Source organism: Pseudonocardia lacus, from assembly GCF_018531445.1.
In the GTDB taxonomy this organism is placed as follows: domain Bacteria; phylum Actinomycetota; class Actinomycetes; order Mycobacteriales; family Pseudonocardiaceae; genus Pseudonocardia; species Pseudonocardia lacus.
Genome location: NZ_JAHDTH010000055.1, coordinates 1 through 18365 on the forward strand (window position 1 = coordinate 1; position 18365 = coordinate 18365).

19 protein-coding genes are annotated in these 18365 nt (G+C 74.3%); 14 read left to right on the forward strand and 5 right to left on the reverse strand.

Annotated elements, in window-relative coordinates; translation table 11 throughout:
- Positions 1-108: 108 nt before the first annotated feature.
- The 11 genes from KIK08_RS14280 (at position 109) to KIK08_RS14330 (ending at position 11157) form a co-directional block, all read left to right on the forward strand.
- Positions 109-720 carry a Trp biosynthesis-associated membrane protein gene (locus KIK08_RS14280; RefSeq protein WP_214403611.1) on the forward strand — a complete coding sequence of 204 codons (612 nt, stop codon included), beginning with the start codon at positions 109-111 and terminating at the stop codon, positions 718-720.
- A gap of 61 nt (positions 721-781) precedes the next feature.
- Positions 782-1606: an indole-3-glycerol phosphate synthase TrpC gene (gene trpC, locus KIK08_RS14285; RefSeq protein WP_214403612.1), complete on the forward strand. Its 825-nt coding sequence runs from the start codon at positions 782-784 to the stop codon at positions 1604-1606.
- Between the two features lie 66 nt (positions 1607-1672).
- Positions 1673-3016 carry a tryptophan synthase subunit beta gene (gene trpB, locus KIK08_RS14290; protein ID WP_308257631.1) on the forward strand — a complete coding sequence of 448 codons (1344 nt, stop codon included), beginning with the start codon at positions 1673-1675 and terminating at the stop codon, positions 3014-3016.
- Complete coding sequence (gene trpA, locus KIK08_RS14295) at positions 3013-3810, forward strand: tryptophan synthase subunit alpha (protein ID WP_214403614.1); 798 nt, start codon at positions 3013-3015, stop codon at positions 3808-3810. The genes trpB and trpA overlap by 4 nt, the downstream gene beginning before the upstream one ends.
- Positions 3811-3831: 21 nt before the next feature.
- Entirely contained in the window at positions 3832-4971 is a 1140-nt protein-coding gene (gene lgt, locus KIK08_RS14300) for a prolipoprotein diacylglyceryl transferase (protein ID WP_214403615.1), read from the forward strand.
- Entirely contained in the window at positions 4968-5603 is a 636-nt protein-coding gene (locus KIK08_RS14305; RefSeq protein WP_214403616.1) for a DUF2461 domain-containing protein, read from the forward strand. The genes lgt and KIK08_RS14305 overlap by 4 nt, the downstream gene beginning before the upstream one ends.
- Positions 5604-5768: 165 nt before the next feature.
- The gene (gene pyk / locus KIK08_RS14310; RefSeq protein WP_214403617.1) at positions 5769-7190 is read left to right on the forward strand and encodes a pyruvate kinase; all 1422 of its coding nucleotides are present in this window, start codon (positions 5769-5771) and stop codon (positions 7188-7190) included.
- Between the two features lie 42 nt (positions 7191-7232).
- Positions 7233-8123: an acyl-CoA thioesterase gene (locus KIK08_RS14315; protein ID WP_214403618.1), complete on the forward strand. Its 891-nt coding sequence runs from the start codon at positions 7233-7235 to the stop codon at positions 8121-8123.
- Between the two features lie 38 nt (positions 8124-8161).
- Positions 8162-8878: a dienelactone hydrolase family protein gene (locus KIK08_RS14320; RefSeq protein ID WP_214403619.1), complete on the forward strand. Its 717-nt coding sequence runs from the start codon at positions 8162-8164 to the stop codon at positions 8876-8878.
- Positions 8879-9343: 465 nt separating this feature from the next.
- Positions 9344-10645 carry an O-acetylhomoserine aminocarboxypropyltransferase/cysteine synthase family protein gene (locus KIK08_RS14325; RefSeq protein ID WP_214403620.1) on the forward strand — a complete coding sequence of 434 codons (1302 nt, stop codon included), beginning with the start codon at positions 9344-9346 and terminating at the stop codon, positions 10643-10645.
- Entirely contained in the window at positions 10642-11157 is a 516-nt protein-coding gene (locus KIK08_RS14330; protein ID WP_308257632.1) for a CoA-binding protein, read from the forward strand. The genes KIK08_RS14325 and KIK08_RS14330 overlap by 4 nt, the downstream gene beginning before the upstream one ends.
- A gap of 7 nt (positions 11158-11164) precedes the next feature.
- On the opposite strand, the gene KIK08_RS14335 is transcribed toward KIK08_RS14330, so the two are convergent.
- Positions 11165-11377, reverse strand: coding sequence for a hypothetical protein (locus KIK08_RS14335; RefSeq protein ID WP_214403621.1), 213 nt, complete (start codon positions 11375-11377; stop codon positions 11165-11167).
- A gap of 305 nt (positions 11378-11682) precedes the next feature.
- The gene (locus tag KIK08_RS14340; protein WP_214403622.1) at positions 11683-12861 is read right to left on the reverse strand and encodes a DUF418 domain-containing protein; all 1179 of its coding nucleotides are present in this window, start codon (positions 12859-12861) and stop codon (positions 11683-11685) included.
- A 120-nt stretch (positions 12862-12981) separates the two neighbouring features.
- Here KIK08_RS14340 and KIK08_RS14345 point away from each other — a divergent pair, with 120 nt between their 5' ends.
- The gene (locus KIK08_RS14345; protein ID WP_214403623.1) at positions 12982-13977 is read left to right on the forward strand and encodes a malate dehydrogenase; all 996 of its coding nucleotides are present in this window, start codon (positions 12982-12984) and stop codon (positions 13975-13977) included.
- Positions 13978-14071: 94 nt separating this feature from the next.
- On the opposite strand, the gene KIK08_RS14350 is transcribed toward KIK08_RS14345, so the two are convergent.
- The 3 genes from KIK08_RS14350 to KIK08_RS14360 all read right to left on the reverse strand — a co-directional run bounded on the left by KIK08_RS14350 (position 14072) and on the right by KIK08_RS14360 (position 16749).
- Complete coding sequence (locus KIK08_RS14350; RefSeq protein ID WP_214403624.1) at positions 14072-14347, reverse strand: hypothetical protein; 276 nt, start codon at positions 14345-14347, stop codon at positions 14072-14074.
- A gap of 57 nt (positions 14348-14404) precedes the next feature.
- Positions 14405-16153, reverse strand: coding sequence for a malto-oligosyltrehalose trehalohydrolase (gene treZ, locus KIK08_RS14355; protein ID WP_214403625.1), 1749 nt, complete (start codon positions 16151-16153; stop codon positions 14405-14407).
- Positions 16154-16251: 98 nt separating this feature from the next.
- Positions 16252-16749 (reverse strand): MarR family winged helix-turn-helix transcriptional regulator, encoded by a 498-nt coding sequence (locus KIK08_RS14360; protein ID WP_214403626.1) that lies wholly within the window; start codon positions 16747-16749, stop codon positions 16252-16254.
- A gap of 53 nt (positions 16750-16802) precedes the next feature.
- On the opposite strand from KIK08_RS14360, the gene KIK08_RS14365 reads away from it, so the two are divergent.
- Together KIK08_RS14365 and KIK08_RS14370 are read left to right on the forward strand one after the other, a co-directional pair.
- Positions 16803-17522 (forward strand): DUF4386 domain-containing protein, encoded by a 720-nt coding sequence (locus KIK08_RS14365; RefSeq protein ID WP_214403627.1) that lies wholly within the window; start codon positions 16803-16805, stop codon positions 17520-17522.
- A 12-nt stretch (positions 17523-17534) separates the two neighbouring features.
- Positions 17535-18362, forward strand: a complete 828-nt coding sequence (locus KIK08_RS14370) for an LLM class flavin-dependent oxidoreductase (protein ID WP_214403628.1) — start codon at positions 17535-17537, stop codon at positions 18360-18362.
- Positions 18363-18365: the final 3 nt, after the last annotated feature.

The window sequence follows — 18365 nt, forward strand, 5'->3', positions numbered from 1 at the left end:
CGAGATCGGCGACGCCGGCAAGTTCCTGGTCGAGAAGGGCGTCGGCCCGGGCGGCGCGATCCCCACCAACACCTCCGGCGGCCACCTCTCGGAGAGCTACAGGCCGGCGTGAACCCGCCGCGCTCGCCCCGGGCACTGGTCGCGGTGTGCGCGGCGCTGGCGCTGGCCGCGGCGGCCCTGGCCGGCTCCACGGCGCTGACCTGGGCGGAGGTCACCCCGCCCGGCCGGGCGCCGGTGCCGCTGTCCGGGGCCGCGCTGGCCCCGTCGCTCACCGGGATGGCGCTGCTGGCGCTGAGCGGCGTCGCCGGCGCGGTGGCGATGTCGGGGCTCCTGCGCCGGTTCCTCGGCATCGTGCTGGTCGCGGTGGCCGCCGTCGTCGCGTGGGAGGTGGTGCCGGTGTTCGTCGATCCGGTGGCGGCGGCCGGCGGGGCGGACCAGCCGAGCGGTGCGCCGGTCGCGGCCCTGGCCGGGCTGCCGGTGGCGCTCACCGCGGCGCCCGCGCTGGCCCTGGCCGGCGCCGCGGTGCTGGTGGCGGTGGGGACCTTCGTGCTGCTGCGCGAGCCGCGGCTGCCGCGCTTCGGCGCGCGGTACGCCACCGGACGGCGCCCGGGCTCGGCGGGCGATCCCGATCGGCGCGCCTGGGACGACCTCGACGAGGGCCGCGACCCCACCGTCGGGGGCGGCCCCGCGGCGGGGTCGGGCAGGGTGGACGATTCCTGACGTCGGTGGACGTCTAGCATTGCTGCGGCCCAGGCCAATCCGATAAGGGGGACCGGCTGCCATGGAGAACGGCAGGGGCAGCGTCCTCGACTCGATCGTCGACGGTGTCAGGGCGGACCTCGCGGTCCGCGAGGCGGAGGTCGACTTCGCGGAGATCAAGCGCCGCGCGGCCGCGGCGGCTCCGCCGAAGGACGTGATGGCGGCCCTGCGCGCCCCCGGCATCGGGGTGATCGCGGAGGTCAAGCGGCGCAGTCCGTCCAAGGGCGACCTGGCGCCGATCGCCGACCCGGCCCAGCTGGCGGCCACCTACGCCGAGGGCGGCGCCCGGGTCATCAGCGTGCTCACCGAGCAGCGCCGCTTCGGCGGCTCGCTGGCCGACCTGGCCGCCGTGCGCGCCGCGGTCGACGTCCCGGTGCTGCGCAAGGACTTCGTGGTCACGCCCTACCAGGTCCACGAGGCGCGGGCCTACGGAGCCGACCTGGTGCTGCTGATCGTGGCGGCCCTGGAGCAGAACGTGCTGCTGGCGCTGCTGGACCGGGTGGAGTCGCTGGGGATGACGGCGCTCATCGAGGTGCACACCGAGGAGGAGTGCGACCGCGCCCTGGAGGCCGGCGCCAAGCTCATCGGGATCAACGCCCGCAACCTGCACACCCTCGAGGTCGACCGGAGCATCTTCGGGCGGATGGCGCCCGGCCTGCCCACCGACGTGCTGCGGGTGGCCGAGTCGGGCGTGCGCGGCCCGGGCGACCTGCTCACCTACGCCGGCTGGGGCGCCGACGCCGTGCTGGTCGGCGAGGGCCTGGTCACCAGCGGCGACCCGAAGGCCGCGGTGCGCAGCCTCGTCGCGGCCGGTTTCCACCCGTCCTGCTCGCGGGCCGTCCGCTAGCACGAGCAGAACCCGCGGCCGCCGAATCCGATGGCGACCCGCACGCGCACTACCCAGGATGGACTTGTGGACGTCAAGGCGAGCGACGGTGTCGCGCACCCCTCCGAGCACGACCCCGACGAGCGCGGCCACTTCGGCCGCTACGGGGGCCGGTTCGTCCCGGAGGCCCTGATCGCGGCCCTGGACGAGCTGTCGGTCTTCTACCAGAAGGCGCGCGCCGACCCGGACTTCCTCGACGAGCTCGACCGGCTCCAGCGCGACTACACCGGTCGCCCGTCCCCGCTGACCGACGTGCCGAAGCTCGGCGAGCACGCCGGTGGCGCGCGCATCCTGCTCAAGCGCGAGGACCTCAACCACACCGGCTCGCACAAGATCAACAATGTGCTGGGCCAGGCGCTGCTCACCAAGCGCATGGGCAAGAAGCGGGTCATCGCCGAGACCGGCGCCGGCCAGCACGGCGTGGCCACGGCGACGGCGTGCGCGCTGCTCGGCCTGGAGTGCGTGGTCTACATGGGTGAGGTCGACACCGAGCGGCAGGCCCTCAACGTGGCCCGCATGCGGCTGCTCGGGGCCACCGTCATCCCGGTCAAGACCGGCTCGCGCACCCTCAAGGACGCCATCAACGAGGCCCTGCGCGACTGGGTCACCAACGTCGACGAGACGCACTACCTGCTCGGCACGGTCGCCGGGCCGCACCCGTTCCCGGCCATGGTCCGCGACTTCCACCGCGTCATCGGGATGGAGGCCCGCGCCCAGGTGCTCGAGCGCGTCGGCCGGCTGCCCGACGCGGTCGCGGCCTGCGTCGGCGGCGGCTCCAACGCCATCGGCATCTTCCACGCCTTCATCGACGACCCGGGTGTGCGGCTGGTCGGCTTCGAGCCCGGCGGCGACGGCGTCGAGACCGGCCGCCACGGCGCCACCCTGTCGGAGGGCTCGCCCGGCGCCCTGCACGGCGCCATGTCCTACCTCCTGCAGGACGAGGACGGCCAGACCGCCGAGTCGCACTCGATCTCCGCCGGGCTCGACTACCCGGGCGTCGGACCCGAGCACGCGCTGCTCAAGGACCTGGGCCGGGCCGAGTACACGCCGGTCACCGACGCCGAGGCGATGGAGGCGTTCGCGCTGCTCTGCCGCACCGAGGGGATCATCCCGGCGATCGAGTCGGCGCACGCGATCGCCGGCGCGCTGCGGCTGGGCCGCGAGCTGGGGCCCGACGCGGTCATCCTGGTGAACCTGTCCGGGCGCGGCGACAAGGACGTCGACACCGCGGCCCGCTGGTTCGGGATGATCGAGGGGGAGAGCGCGGCGGAGGCCAGCGGCACGGCGATCGCCGAGTCCGACCTCTCCCGCGGACCGACGCAGGACGAGCCGTCGCCGGCCGGCGCCGACACCGGGGCGGTGCAGCGGTGAGCGCCGTCGAGGATCTCTTCGCCGGAACCCGGGCGGAGGGCCGCGCCGCCCTGGTCGGCTACCTGCCCGCCGGCTACCCGAGCGTCGACGGCTCGGTCGAGCTGCTCTCGGCGATGGTCGAGGGCGGCTGCGACCTGCTGGAGATCGGCGTCCCGTACTCCGACCCGGTCATGGACGGCCCGACGATCCAGGCCGCTGCCGACACCGCGCTGCGCGCCGGCTTCCGGCTGCGCGACGTGTTCACCGTGGTCGAGCGGGTCGCCGCGGCCGGGGGTCGGGCCATGGTGATGACCTACTACAACCCGGTGCTGCGCTACGGCGTCGACGCCTTCGCCCGCGACTTCGCCTCCGCCGGCGGTCTCGGCCTGATCACCCCCGACCTCATCCCGGACGAGGCCGACGAGTGGCTGGCCGCCTCCGACGCGCACGGCCTCGACCGGACGTTCCTGGTCGCGCCCTCGTCGTCGGAGGAGCGGATCGAGTCCACCGCGCGGGCGAGCCGCGGGTTCCTCTACGCCACCTCCACCATGGGGGTCACCGGCGCCCGCGACGCGGTCGCCTCCGCGGCGCCGGAGCTGGTCGAGCGCTGCCGCCGGCACACCGCGCTCGCGATCGGTGTCGGTCTGGGCGTGCGGTCGGCCGCACAGGCCGCCGAGGTGGCCTCGTTCGCCGACGGCGTCATCGTCGGGTCGGCGTTCGTGACGGCGGCGGAGCGGGCCGGCGCGCGGGGTGTGCGCGACCTGGCGGCCGAGCTGGCCGCCGGGGCGAGGGGCGGCGCCACCGTCGGGGCCTGAGCCCCGCGATACCGTGGCCCGGTGAGCACAGCACTGGCCGCCAGCACCGTCCTGGCGTACCTGCCGAGTCCGGACCGCGGCGTCTGGTACATCGGCCCGGTCCCCATCAGGGCGTACGCGCTGTGCATCATCGCCGGGATCGTGATCGCGGTGGTCTGGGGCGAGCGGCGGTTGGTCGCGCGCGGCGGACCGGCCGGCACGGTCACCGACGTCGCGGTGTACGCGGTGCCGTTCGGGCTGGTCGGCGGCCGGCTCTACCACGTGGCCACCGACTGGCCGAAGTACTTCGGCCCGAACGGCGACCCGGTGGCCGCGCTCAAGATCTGGGAAGGCGGCCTGGGCATCTGGGGCGCCATCGCGCTGGGCGCGGTCGGGGCCTGGATCGGCTGCCGGCGCCGCGGCGTCCCGCTGCCGTTCTTCGCCGACGCCGTCGCCCCCGGCATCGTCGTCGCGCAGGCCGTCGGGCGGCTGGGCAACTACTTCAACCAGGAGCTCTACGGCGCCCCGACCGACGTGCCGTGGGGCCTGGAGATCTACCGCCGGGTCGACCCGGCCACCGGCGCCCCCGACCCGCTCGGCGGCGTCGCGCTCGACCACACCCCCATCGAGGTCGTGCACCCCACGTTCCTGTACGAGCTGCTGCTCAACCTGCTCGTCGCGGCGATCGTGGTGTGGGCCGACCGCCGGTTCCGGCTCGGGCACGGCCGGGCGTTCGCGATCTACGTCGCCGGCTACACCGCCGGGCGGTTCTTCATCGAGCAGATGCGCACCGACGAGGCCACCCGGGTCTTCGGCGACATCCGCATCAACGTCGTGGTGTCCGCCGTCGTGTTCGTCGGCGCCGTGCTCTACGTGGCGCTGGTCCGCAGGCCCCGCGAGGTGCTGGAATTCGCCGAGGAGGCGACCCCGGACGAGCCGACCGACGCCGCGCCGAGCCTGCGCAAGGGCGGCACCGCGCGCACGACCGGGTCCGGGGGCGGTGTCGCGGTCGCCGAGCCGACGACCGAGGTCGCCACCCGCACCGACGAGCCCGCCGCCGACGGGGCGAGCGCCGCGGAGCCCGCCGACGCGGCCGAGTCGTCCGCTGAGTCGACCGCGGAGCCCGCCGCCACCGAGACCGCCGAGGACGCCCCGGGCGACAAGCGGGAGCGCGAGGGGTGAGGTTCACCGGCTTCGGCGAGGACGCCGTCGAGTTCTACGACGGCCTGGCCGCGGACAACTCGAAGGCCTACTGGACCGACCGCCGGGCCGTCTACGAGGAGCACGTGCGGGCGCCGATGCGGGCCCTGCTGGACGACCTGGAGGCCGAGTTCGGCTCCGGGAAGATCTTCCGGCCGTACCGCGACCTGCGCTTCGCCAAGGACAAGACCCCGTACAAGGACCACTGCGGCGCCACCGCCGGCCCGTTCTACGTGCAGGTCGGCCCGGACGGGCTGATGGCCGCCGGCGGCTACTACGCGATGGCCTCCGACCAGGTGGCCCGCTTCCGCACCGCGGTCGCCGACGACCGCCGCGGCGAGGACCTGGTCAAGCGCCTCGACGCGCTGCGCGCCGACGGGATCGAGATCGCCGGGGAGACCCTGCGCACCCGTCCGCGCGGCGTCGACCCCGAGCACCCCCGCATCGACCTGCTGCGGCACAAGGGGCTCTACGGCCGGCGCGGCTGGGAGCCCGACGACGCGCTGCACGAGCCGGGAGCGCGCGATCGCGTGATCGCGGCGTGGCGCGCCGTGACGCCGCTGGTCGAGTGGCTGGGTGACCACGTCGGACCATCCGAGCAGCCGCGTCGCTGACTCCTCCGATCGCCCCATCGGGTGATCTGTTCGGACGATCCATACGCCGGGTCGTCGTACGCCCATCGACCGGTCGCCCGATCAGCGGTGCCGTCCACCGGGTTTTGTGGAGCCCTTAAGGATCTGCTTCCTGATCGTTCCAGTACGCGCGCTAGACTCCCGAACGTGAGCCGTCGCACAAAAATCGTCTGCACCATCGGCCCGGCGACCGCCAGCCCGGACCGCATCAAGGAGCTCGTGCAGGCCGGCATGGACGTCGCGCGGCTGAACTTCAGCCACGGCAACCGCGACGACCACAAGCGCGTCTACGAGATGGTCCGCACCACGGCCGACGCCGAGGGCCGTGCCGTCGGCATCCTGGCCGACCTGCAGGGACCCAAGATCCGCCTCGGGCGTTTCGCCACCGGGCCGGTCGAGTGGCGCACCGGCGAGGAGGTGCGGATCACCGTCGAGGACGTGGCCGGCACCCACGACCGGGTCTCCACCACCTACTCCGGCCTCGCCGACGACGCCCGCCCCGACGACCGTCTCCTCGTCGACGACGGCAAGGTCGGGCTGCGGGTCATCGGCGTCGACGGCCTCGACGTCATCTGCCGGGTCACCGAGGGCGGCCCGGTCAGCGACAACAAGGGCCTCTCGCTGCCCGGCATGAACGTCTCGGTGCCGGCGCTGAGCGAGAAGGACATCGCCGACCTGGAGTTCGCGCTCGACCTGCGCGTCGACACGATCGCCCTGTCGTTCGTGCGCAGCCCGGCCGACATCGACCTCGTCCACAAGATCATGGACGGCAAGGGCGCCCGGCTGCCGGTGATCGCCAAGCTGGAGAAGCCGGAGGCCGTCGACAACCTCGAGGCCATCGTGCTCGCCTTCGACGGCGTCATGGTCGCCCGCGGCGACCTCGGCGTCGAACTGCCGCTGGAGCACGTGCCGCTGGTGCAGAAGCGGGCCATCCAGATCGCCCGCGAGAACGCCAAGCCGGTCATCGTGGCCACCCAGATGCTCGAGTCGATGATCACCAACTCGCGGCCGACCCGGGCCGAGGCCTCCGACGTCGCCAACGCCGTGCTCGACGGCGCCGACGCGGTCATGCTCTCCGGGGAGACCGGCGTCGGCCGCTACCCGATCAAGACCGTGCGGACGATGGCGCAGATCGTGGAGGCCGTCGAGGCCGGACCGGTCAACGTGCCGCCGCTCAACCACGTGCCGCGCACCAAGCGCGGGGTGCTGTCCTACGCCGCCCGCGACATCGGCGAGCGGCTCTCGGCCCGGGCGATCGTCACGTTCACCCAGTCCGGCGACACCGCGCGCCGCCTCGCCCGGCTGCACACCCGGCTGCCGCTGCTGGCCTTCACCCCCGTGCCCGACGTGCGCAGCCAGCTCGCGCTCACCTGGGGCGTGGAGACGTTCCTGGTCGACTACGTCGACAGCACCGACGCCATGGTCCGCCAGGTCGACCACTCGATGCTGTCGATCGAGCGCTTCAACCGGGGCGACCTCGTCGTCATCGTGGCGGGCTCGCCGCCCGGCACCGCGGGCTCCACCAACCTCATCCGGGTGCACCGCCTCGGCGAGGACGACCTGGGCTGACGCCCGCGCGGTCCGCCGCCCGGAGCCTGACAGGATGACCGGGTGACAGGTTCCCCCACCACGAGCCCCGTGCCCGGCGCCGAGTCGCCCCAGCCGGAACTGGATGCGCTCATCGAGCTGCTCGACCTGGAGCAGCTCGACGTGAACCTGTTCCGCGGGTTCAGCCCGCCGAACAGCCCGACCCGGGTGTTCGGCGGGCAGGTGGCCGGCCAGGCGCTGGTCGCGGCCGCCCGCACGGTGGCCGCCGACCGCGTCGTGCACTCGCTGCACGCGTACTTCATCCGCGCGGGCGACCCGAGCGTGCCGATCATCTACACCACCGAGCCGGTGCGCGACGGCCGCTCGTTCACCACCCGCCGGGTGCTCGCGGTGCAGCGCGGCGAGGCGATCTTCTCGCTGTCCGCGTCGTTCCAGGAGGAGCAGGAGGGACTGGAGCACACCGAGCCCGCGCCCGAGGGCGTCCCCGACCCGGAGAGCCTGCCGTCGCTGGAGCAGTTGCGCCGCGAGGGCAGGCTGAGCTCCTGGTACACCGCGCAGCACCCGATCGACATGCGCTTCGTCGGGGTGCCCACCTGGTCGCAGGAGCGCACCGAGCCGACCGACGAGCCGATCCGCGTCTGGATGCGCGCCGCCGGCGCCCTGCCCGACGACCCGCAGCTGCACGCCTGCATGCTGACCTACGCCAGCGACCTCACCCTGCTCGGCTCGGTGTTCACCCGGCACGCCCCCGTGCCCGGGCTGAACTCGGCGAGCCTGGACCACGCGGTGTGGTTCCACCGCCGGTTCCGCGCCGACGAGTGGCTGCTCTACACCTGCTACTCGCCGACGGCGTCGGGCTCGCGCGGGCTGGCCACCGGCCGGTTCACCGACCGCGACGGCCGGATGATCGCCACCGTGGTCCAGGAGGGCCTGGTCCGGCTGCCCCGCTCCTGACCGGCCGCGCCGTGCCCGATCGGCGGTAGCGTGCCCGGATGCAGACCGAGGTCACCCTCACCGGCGCCGGCGGCGTCCGCTACCCCGGCGTCCTGACCGTCCCCGACGACCGTGCCCCCGACGGGGACGGCGCCCGCCCGGCGCTGCTGATGATCTACGAGGCGTTCGGGATGACCGACGAGATGAAGCGCGTCGCACGCGACCTCGCCGCCGAGGGCTACGTCGTGCTCATCCCCGACCTGTTCGCCGCCGCCGGCCCCAAGCCGCTGTGCGTCATGCGGACGATGCGCACCATGCTGCGGGGGGAGGGCCGCGCGCTGCACGACCTGGAGACCGCCCGCCGCTGGCTGGCCGCCCGCCCCGAGGTCGACGCCGACCGCATCGGCACCATCGGCTTCTGCATGGGCGGCAGCTTCGCGCTGCTGCTGGCCCGCACCGGGCTGTACAAGGTCAGCGCACCGTTCTACCCACAGGCCGTCGACCTGCCCCGGGCGTGCCCGGTCGTGGCCAGCTTCGGCGGGCGCGACCGCACGACCAAGGCGTTCGCGGGCAAGCTCGACGAGCGCCTCGACGAACTCGGCGAGCCGCACGACGTGAAGGTCTACCCCGAGGCGGGGCACTCGTTCTACACGCGGACCGACGGACTCATGGGTCGGCTGGGGCCGCGTCTCCCGCTGCGGGCGGAGTACCACGAGGCGAGTGCCCGGGATGCCCACCGGAGGATCTTGGCGTTCTTCCGGGAGCACTTGGGGTGAGGTTCTTCCGGCGGCGCCTACGGCGTTCCTGAGAGGCCTCCGCGGCGGGCGACCTCTGATCGAACAGGGGGCTTGGGGAGGGTGCCAGGCTTCCCGTTCGGTCCGGGTCCGGGGTCGGGTGGTCGGGGGCGTCTTCGCAGGGGCGTCGTGGTCTTCGCAGGTGCCGTAGACCCTGCGCAGACCATGACGACTCTGCGAAGACGCCAACGGGGGTGCGTGGTTGCCGAGGGTGAGTCGATCATGTGATGGCGGGGGCCTCGCAGCCCGCCGGCTGGCTGCGACGGCTCAGCCAGCGCTGCGACACCCACATGGCGCTGCGAGGACGCCCAGAGGTCGCCCGGCGCGTCGGAGCCGCCGGAGGCCCCTCAACAGCGCCGCAGGCCCCTCACAGCACGCCGCAGACGCTGGCCGGAGGCGCAGCCCACAAAGCCGCCGGAGATCCCGGAACAGAGGCAGGATGTGGGCATGAGCGAACGAAGCTGGGGGTTCCGCACGCGCGCCGTGCACGCCGGGCACGTGCCGGACGCCAGCACCGGGGCGCGCGCGGTGCCGATCTACCAGTCCACCAGCTTCGTCTTCGGCGACACCCAGGAAGCCGCGAGCCTGTTCGCCCTGCAGAAGTACGGCCTGATCTACAGCCGGATCTCCAACCCCACGGTGGCGGTGCTGGAGGAGCGGCTGGCCAGCCTGGAGGGCGGCATCGGGGCGGTGTGCACGGCCAGCGGGCAGGCCGCGGAGTTCCTGACCTTCGCCACGCTCGCCGGCGCGGGCGACCACATCGTCGCCGCGGCCGGCCTCTACGGCGGCACCGTCACCCAGCTCGACGTGACGCTGCGCCGGTTCGGCGTCGACACCACCTTCGTGCCGTACGCGGACGGCGCCGAGGGCATGGCCGCCGCGATCCGGCCCGAGACGAAGCTGCTGTTCGCCGAGGTCGTCGCCAACCCCAGCGGCGACGTGGCCGACATCGCTGCGCTGGCCGACGTCGCGCACGCCGCGGGGCTGCCGCTCGTCGTCGACGCCACGATGGCCACGCCGTACCTGTGCCGGCCCATCGAGCACGGCGCCGACATCGTGATCCACTCGGCGACGAAGTTCCTCGGCGGCCACGGCACCACGCTGGGCGGGGTGGTGGTCGAGTCGGGCCGGTTCGACTGGGGCAGCGGCCGCTTCCCGCAGATGACCGAGCCCGTCCCGGCCTACGGCGGGCTGTCCTGGTGGGGCAACTTCGGCGAGCTCGGCTTCCTGACCAAGCTGCGCGCCGAGCAGCTGCGCGACATCGGCCCGGCGCTCGCCCCGCACAGTGCGTTCCTGCTGCTGCAGGGTGTGGAGACGCTGCCCCAGCGGATGGACGCGCACCTGCGCAACACCCACGAGGTCGCCGGCTGGCTGGCCGCCGACCCCCGCGTCGCCTACGTCAACTGGGCCGGCCTGCCCGACCACCCCGGCCACGAGCTGGCCCGGCGCTACCTGCCGCTCGGGCCGGGCGCGGTGTTCTCGTTCGGGGTGCGCGGCGGGCGGGAGGCGGGCCAGCGGTTCATCGAGTCGCTGCAGCTGTGCAGCCACCTGGCCAACATCGGCGACGCCCGCACCCTGGTCATCCACCCCGGGTCGACGACCCACCAGCAGCTCACCGACGACCAGCTGCGCGACGCCGGGGTGCCGCCCGACCTGATCCGGATCAGCGTGGGGCTGGAGGACGCCGACGACATCATCTGGGACCTCGACCGCGCCCTCACCACGGCGACGAAGGGCGGTGAGTCGTGACGATCTCGGCCTCGACCTGGCAGAACCCGGGCCCCGCCGAGCGGCTGCGGATCCTGCGCGAGACGCGCACGGTCGCGGTCGTCGGGGCGTCCGCGAACCCGTCCCGGGCCAGCAACTTCGTCTCCACGTACCTGCTGGCCAGCACCCGCTTCGAGGTGCTGATGGTCAACCCGAACGAGACCGGGATCCTGGGCAGGCCGTGCTACCCGAGCCTGGCCGAGCTGCCGGTGGTGCCCGACCTGGTCGACGTGTTCCGGCGCCTGCCCGACCTGCCGAAGGTGCTCGACGAGGTGCTGGCGCTGCCGCCGGGGGTGCGCACGTTCTGGACGCAGTTCGGGCTGTGGGACGAGGCGGTGGCCCGGCGGGCCGAGGAGGCCGGGCTGCAGGTGGTGATGGACCGCTGCCTGAAGGTCGAGCACGCCCGCTTCCACGGCGGGTTGCACGTCGCCGGGTTCGACACCGGGGTGATCAGCGCCCGGCGCCGCGGTCCGGACGGCGTCGATCCGGATTAGCGCCGGATCAGCGCCCGAGCTGGGGCAGCACGGTCAGCAGCCGGACCCCGAAGTACAGCAGCACCCCGACCACCGCCAGCAGCCAGAACGGCCAGGCGCGCTTGCGCGCGATGAGCCACAGCACCAGCGAGCCGACGGCGAGCGGCACGACCAGGCTCCCGACGACCGCTCCCAGCGCCCTGGCCGACGGTGGCGGCCCGGCGATGGCGAACAGCAGCACCAGCTGGATCGCGGCGCCGATGGCGGTCGCGCCCAGCGCCGGCCAGTAGCTCGTGCGCGGGCGCGCCCCGCCGACCGGGGGGCAGGGGCTGGTCCAGACCGGCCGGGTACGGCGGCGCGCCGGGCATCGGCGCGTGCGGGGGCAGCTCCTGGTGGGGTTGGTAACCGGGCGCCCCCATCCAGGAGGCCCGGTTCTCCTCGGGGCCGGGGCGCGGCGACGGGCTGTCGGACATGGCTGAACCGTAGTCGTGCGGTGACAGCCCGCGTGGCGGATCGCGACACGTTCCCCGCCGGCCGGGGAGCCGCTCAGCGACGCCCGTAGGTGAGCCGGCGCAGCACGACCTCGGCCGGCCCGCGCAGCCCCAGCCGGTCGGACGCGGCGGCGACCACCAGGATCACCAGCCACACACCGGCGGCCAGCAGCGCGGCGTCGGCGGGCCCGAGCACCGCGCCCCAGCCGAGGGTCCACGCCGGTAGCAGGGCGGCGAACGCCACCGACTGGGCCAGGTAGCACGACAGCGAGCGCTGCCCACACGCCCGCACGGCCCGCGCCACGACGCCCGGGCGGTCGCCGGTGCGGCCCAGGGCGAGCAGGCCGAACAGCGCGGCGTAGCCCAGCCCGCCCGCGTAGCCGGTCAGGGAGTGCAGGGCGCCGGCCGCCGCCGTCGCGCCGGAGGGGGCCGCCCAGACGCCGCCGGCGATCAGGGCCAGCGGCAGCCCGCCGAGCACCGCGGCGGCGAGCCCGCCCGCGGCCAGCCGCACCAGCAGGGGCCGGTGCGACGCCGGGTCGTCGAGCAGGCCGCGGCGCGCGGCCCAGGTGCCCATCGCGACCGCCCCGAACACGCCGAGCACGGAGCCGATCAGGCCGCCGGAGAGGTACTCGACCGCGCGGGCCGCGAGCGCGGGCAGCGGCTCGGCCACGGCCATCGACGGCATCATCGCGGCGGCGTCGGGGACGAACGCCACCGCCGCGCCGACGACCGTGACCACCGTGGCGCCGCAGCCGACCACGGCCAGCAGCGCGCGGTCGCCCGCCGCGTGCACCAGCGCCCCGGCCAGCAGCACGGCCAGCAGGCCGTAGGCGCCGACCACGTCGCCGGGGAACAGCAGCACCCCGTGCGCGACGCCGATCAGCAGCAGCCACCAGCCCCGCCGCCGCACCAGGCGCACCACCGCGGGCGCCGGCAGGCCCACCGCGGCCCGGCGCCGGGCCAGCTGCACGACGCCGTAGCCGAACAGCAGCGCGAACAGCGGGTAGGCCCGACCGTCCACCAGCACCAGCTGCACGACCGTGACGACCTGGTCGACGCCCCGCGGGTCGGCCGGGTAGCCGCGCAGCCCGAGCGGGCGCCCGTACCCCCAGAACACCACGTTGGCCAGCGCGATGAGCAGCAGCATCCCGCCGCGGGCGAGGTCGGGGGCGGGGACCCGGTCGCGCAGCGGGGTGGGGCCGGGGTCGACCGCCCCGTCGAGCGGGGCAGGCATGGCGGCAGCCTAGGGGGCGCCGCGGACGGCTGTGGTCCGGTGGCGCCCTGTGTCCCCGGACACCCGGCGCTGGTGCTCCCCGTCACGGCGGCTGCGCCGCATGGGGGCTAGCCTGCCTGCGTGTCTGCGTCGACCACCGCACCTGTCACCGTCACCGTCACCGGAGCCGCCGGCCAGATCGGCTACGCGCTGCTGTTCCGGATCGCCTCCGGGCAGCTGCTCGGGCCGGACGTCCCCGTCCGGCTGCGCCTGCTGGAGATCCCGCAGGCGGTGAAGGCGGCCGAGGGCACCGCGATGGAGCTCGACGACTGCGCGTTCCCGCTGCTGACCGGGATCGACATCACCGACGACGCCACGGCCGCCTTCGACGGCGCCAACGTCGCCCTGCTGGTCGGCGCCCGCCCGCGCACCAAGGGCATGGAACGCGGCGACCTGCTGGAGGCCAACGGCGGCATCTTCGCCCCGCAGGGCCGGGCGATCAACGCCGGCGCCGCCGACGACATCCGCGTGCTGGTGGTGGGCAACCCGGCCAACACCAACGCGCTCATCGCCCAGGCCGCCGCGCCGGACGTGCCGGCCGAGCGGTTCACCGCGATGACCCGCCTCGACCACAACCGCGCCGTCGGCCAGCTGGCCAAGAAGCTGTCGGTGCCGGTCACCGAGATCACCAAGCTGACGATCTGGGGCAACCACTCGGCCACCCAGTACCCCGACCTGTACCACGCCGAGGTCAACGGCAAGATCGCCGCCGACCAGGTCGACGAGGCCTGGTACAAGGAGACCTTCATCCCGACCGTCGCCAAGCGCGGCGCGGCGATCATCGAGGCGCGCGGTGCCTCCTCGGCCGCCTCGGCCGCCAACGCCGCCATCGACCACGTGCACGACTGGGTCAACGGCACCCCGGAGGGCGACTGGACCTCCGCGGCCATCCCGTCCGACGGCTCCTACGGCGTGCCGGAGGGCATCATCTCCAGCTTCCCGGTCGTCTCCCGGGGCGGCGCGTGGGAGATCGTGCGGGGTCTGGAGATCGACGAGTTCTCCCGCTCGCGCATCGACGCCTCGGTGGCCGAGCTCAACGAGGAGCGCGAGGCCGTGAAGGGCCTCGGCCTGCTCTGACCCCAGGACGCGACGGAGCCCCGGTGCCATCCATCGGTACCGGGGCTCCGTCGCGTTCGCTAGCGGTCGTCGCCGCGCTCGATCAACGCCGTGATCAGCTCGACGATGCGCTGCTGGCCGGCGGCGGACTTGGCGAACCCGCACGCATCTCCCGCTCCAGCCGGTCGAAGCGGTCGGCGGTCTGGATGCCGAGAGCGTTGATCGCCTCGCGGTTGGCCTCGATCTCGATCGACACGTCGCTGTAGTCGCGGTCGTTCATCGCGGCGATGTGGCGGGCGGCCGTGGCGTCGGCCGCCACGACGTCCATGCGCCGCTCCAGCGCGGTGACCCTCGCGCGTAAGTCGGGGGAGTCGTCGGGGGAAGCGGTCACGGCCGAAGGGTACCCAGGCCGTCCCGTCGGCGGACCGTTTCGGGAGACGACCCCGACTCAGCCCAGCTGGACGATCGCGAACGCCTCCGGCGGCAGCGAGATCGCGTCCTCGTGGCCCTCGACCGGCTCGCTGGCCAGCAGGATCCGGTCGATCGGGGCGTTCATCGCCAGCGTGACCGGCTCCCCGCCCAGGTTGCACGCCACCCGCAGCCGCCCGCGGTGCAGCACGACCGTGCGGGCCACCTCGTCGATGTCGACCTCGACCTCGTCGAGCCACGGGTCGGACAGCTCCGGCCGGGCCCGGCGCAGCGCGATCAGCTCGCGGTGCAGCCGCAGCAGGGTGGCGTGCGGCTCGCCGGCCGGCTCGTCCCAGTCGAGCTTGGAGTCCAGGAAGGTCGACTCGGCGTTCGGGTCGGGGACGTCGGCGTCGCCCCAGCCGTGCTCGGCGAACTCCGCGGTGCGCCCGGTGCGCACGGCCTCGCGCAGCTGCTCGTCGGGGAAGTAGGAGAAGAACTGCCACGGCGTGCGGGCGCCCCACTCCTCGCCCATGAACAGCATCGGGGTGAACGGGGAGGCGAACACGAGGGCCGCGCCGCAGGCCAGCAGGCCGGGGGACAGGGTCTGGGTGAGCCGGTCGCCGCTGGCCCGGTTGCCGATCTGGTCGTGGTTCTGCAGGTAGGCCAGGAAGCGGTGGCCGGGGATGCGCTTGGTGTCGACCGGCGCCCCGTGGTTGCGCTGCCGGAAGCTCGACCACGTGCCCTCGTGCAGGAACGCGCGGGTGAACACGTGCGCGAGACCGGTGAGACCGGCGGTGGCGAAGTCGGCGTAGTAGCCCTGCGCCTCGCCGGTCAGCGCGGTGTGCAGGGTGTGGTGGATGTCGTCGGCCCACTGGGCGTGCAGGCCGTACCCGCCGGCCTCGCGGGCGGTGACCATGCGCGGGTCGTTCAGGTCGGACTCGGCGATCAGCGACAGCGGCCGGTTGAGGTGCGTGGACAGCGCCTCCACCTCGACCGCGAGCTGTTCGAGCAGGTGGGTGGCCCGGGTGTCGCGCAGTGCGTGCACGGCGTCGATGCGCAGGCCGTCGACGTGGAAGTCGCGCAGCCACATCTTCGCGTTGTCGATGACGTAGCGGCGGACGTGCTCGGAGTGCGGCCCGTCGAGGTTGAGCGAGGGCCCCCAGATGTTGGAGCCGGCGAAGTAGGGCCCGAAGCGGTCCAGGTAGGCCCCGGACGGCCCGAGGTGGTTGTAGACGACGTCGAGGAGCACGCCCATGCCGCGGCTGTGGCAGGCGTCGACGAACCGCTTGAAGGCGTCGGGGCCGCCGTAGTTCTCGGTGACGGCGTACCAGCCGACGCCGTCGTAGCCCCAGTTGCGCGGCCCGTCGACGGCGTTGACCGGCAGCACCTCGACCAGGTCGACACCCAGGTGGGCGAGGTGGTCGAGGCGCTCGATCGCCGAGTCGAACGTGCCGGTCGGGGTGAACGTGCCGATGTGCAGCTCGTAGACGACGCTGCCGGGCAGCTGCCGCCCGGTCCAGGCCTGGTCGGTCCAGATGTGCCAGTCGCCGTCGTAGAGCCGGGAGGCGCCGTGCACGCCGCTGGGCTGCCAGCGCGAGCGCGGGTCGGGCAGCGGGGTCTCGTCGTCGCCGAGCAGGAAGGCGTAGGCCGCGCCGGGCTGCGCCCCGGCCACGTCGGTCCGCCACCAGCCGGTGCCGTCGGGGCTCATCGGATGGGCGGTGCCGTCCACCAGCACGCGGACCCGGTCGTGCAGCGGTGCCCACACCGCGAAGTCAGCCACGCGGGGCATCTTCCCGGTTCGCCCGGATCCACGCCCGGCGCAGGGGTGTGATCCGACGCGGACCGGAAGTGGCGCTCGGCCTGCCGGCGGCGTACCCGACCTCGACGTCAGAGGTGGCGGTAGCCGGGGTGGACGCCGGGGGTGAGGCCGTGGTCGGCGGCGATGCGGGCCAGCAGCGCGGTGAGGGTGGTGCGTTCCTCGTCGGAGAGGGCGGCGCAGATCGCGTCGTCGTGCGCCTGACCGACCTCGGCGATGCGGCGCAGCAGGTCGTGGCCGGCGTCGGTGAGGTGCAGGGCGTGCAGGCGGCGGTCGTCGGGGTTGCGGCGGCGCTCGACCAGGCCGCGCTCGTCGAGGCCGTCGAGCAGGGCGACCAGCCGGCTCGGCGGCGTGCCCAGGAGGCGGGCCAGCGCCTGCTGGGACTGGCCGGGGGCCACGGCGACCGCGCGCAGCAGGCCGGTCTGCGGCGGGGTCAGGTCGAGCTCGGCGATCCGCTCGGCGAACCGCGCGGCGGCGTGCGAGCCGATCTGGGTGAGCAGGAAGGCGGCGCCGGGGGTCGGCGGCGGGGCGCAGTCCCGCGGGGGGCGGGCGTCACCGGGGATGGCCATGGGTGTAACCGTATCACTTGACAAACCATATACACAGGAGAACGGTTACAGACATGAATGAACTGTCGATCCGGGAGGCCCCGATGTCCACGTCCCCGCCCCGCACCACCCGCCGCGGCCAGGACGGCCCGCCGCTGCTCGTCCCGGCCGCGTCCTTCGCCGGGCTGACGATCGCCGGTGCCGTCATCGGCGGCAGCGGCCCGCGGCCCGACTCCACGCCCGACGCGGTCCTGGCCTACGCCACCGCCAACCCGACGACGGCCGCGCTCGGCGCCGTGCTGCTGTTCGGCTCGGCTTTCCCGCTGGTCGTCTACGCGGCCACGGCCGTGACGCGGTACCGGCGCCTCGGCGTCACCGCGCCCGGCCCGCTGATGGGCTTCGCCGGGGCGGTGATGGCCGCCGTCGCGATCGTGCTGAGCGCGCTGTTCGCCTGGACGTCGGTGCAGGTCGCCGGGCTCGGCGACAGCGCGATCGCGAAGCTGCTCAGCCAGCTGTGGTTCGCCACCGGGGCGTTCGGCTTCGCGGCCCCGATCGGCCTGCTCGTGCTGGGGCTGGCGGTGCCCGCGGTCCTGCTGAGGTTCCTGCCGGCCTGGCTGGCCTGGGCCGGGACGGTGATCGGCGTGCTGGCCGTGCTCAGCACGTTCGGGATCCTCACCAGCGCGCTCTACCCGCTCATCCCGATCGGCCGCTTCGGCGCCGTGCTGTTCCTGCTCGCCGTCGCCGTCCTGCTGCCCCGCACCGTCCGGGACGCCCGCCGTCCCGCCGTCTCCTGAGGAGGACCAGTCATGTCGCACCCCTTCCGCTTCGGCGTCATCGCCGCGCCCATGGGCTCGTCCGAGCAGTGGCTGGGCACCGCCCGCCGCGTCGCCGACCTCGGCTACTCCACCCTGCTCGGCCCGGACGGCGTGGGCATGCACGCCCCGTTCGTGGCGCTCACCGCGGCCGCCACGGCGGTGCCCGACCTGCGCGTCGGCACGTTCGTGCTGGCCGGGCCGTTGCGCCCGCCGAGGGAGGCGGCCTGGCAGGGGCACAGCCTCTCGGTGCTGTCCGGTGGCCGGTTCGACTTCGGCATCGGCACCGGGCGCCCGCAGGCCCGCCCCGACGCCGAGGCGTTCGGCCGGCCGTGGGGCACGGGCGCCGAGCGCCTCGCCGGCGTCCGCGACGCCATCGCCGCGCTGCGTGAGATGGACGGCGACGCGGTCCGCACCCCGGTGATGATCGCCGCCGGCGGCCCGAAGGCGCTGGACGTCGCGGCCACCGACGCCGACATCGTGGCGCTGGCCGGGCACCCGGCCGCGCGGCCGGAGGACGTCACGGCGATGGCCGACCGGGTACGCGAGCGGGCCGGCGCCCGCGCCGACGCCATCGAGCTGGCCATGAACCTGTTCCTGGTCGGCGACGAGGCCCAGCCGTGGATGCGCCAGGTGATGGGCGTCGATCCGGCCGAGCTGCACCGGATCGGCTCGCCCGGCGCCGTCCGCGGCACGCCCCGGGAGATGGCCGACCAGCTGCTGCGCCGCCGCGACACCATCGGGACGACCTACTTCGCCGTCGACCGCACCTTCGTCGACGCCCTCGCCCCGGTCGTCGATCTCCTCGCCGGTCGCGAATGACCC

Bases quoted from the DNA above. Each gene is read 5' to 3' on its own strand.
- trpC (WP_214403612.1), top strand. From the start codon at position 782: ATGGAGAACGGCAGGGGCAGCGTCCTCGACTCGATCGTCGACGGTGTC.
- KIK08_RS14320 (WP_214403619.1), top strand. From the start codon at position 8,162: ATGCAGACCGAGGTCACCCTCACCGGCGCCGGCGGCGTCCGCTACCCC.
- KIK08_RS14325 (WP_214403620.1), top strand. From the start codon at position 9,344: ATGAGCGAACGAAGCTGGGGGTTCCGCACGCGCGCCGTGCACGCCGGG.
- KIK08_RS14340 (WP_214403622.1), bottom strand. From the start codon at position 12,861: ATGCCTGCCCCGCTCGACGGGGCGGTCGACCCCGGCCCCACCCCGCTG.
- treZ (WP_214403625.1), bottom strand. From the start codon at position 16,153: ATGCCCCGCGTGGCTGACTTCGCGGTGTGGGCACCGCTGCACGACCGG.
- KIK08_RS14360 (WP_214403626.1), bottom strand. From the start codon at position 16,749: ATGGCCATCCCCGGTGACGCCCGCCCCCCGCGGGACTGCGCCCCGCCG.
- KIK08_RS14365 (WP_214403627.1), top strand. From the start codon at position 16,803: ATGAATGAACTGTCGATCCGGGAGGCCCCGATGTCCACGTCCCCGCCC.
- KIK08_RS14370 (WP_214403628.1), top strand. From the start codon at position 17,535: ATGTCGCACCCCTTCCGCTTCGGCGTCATCGCCGCGCCCATGGGCTCG.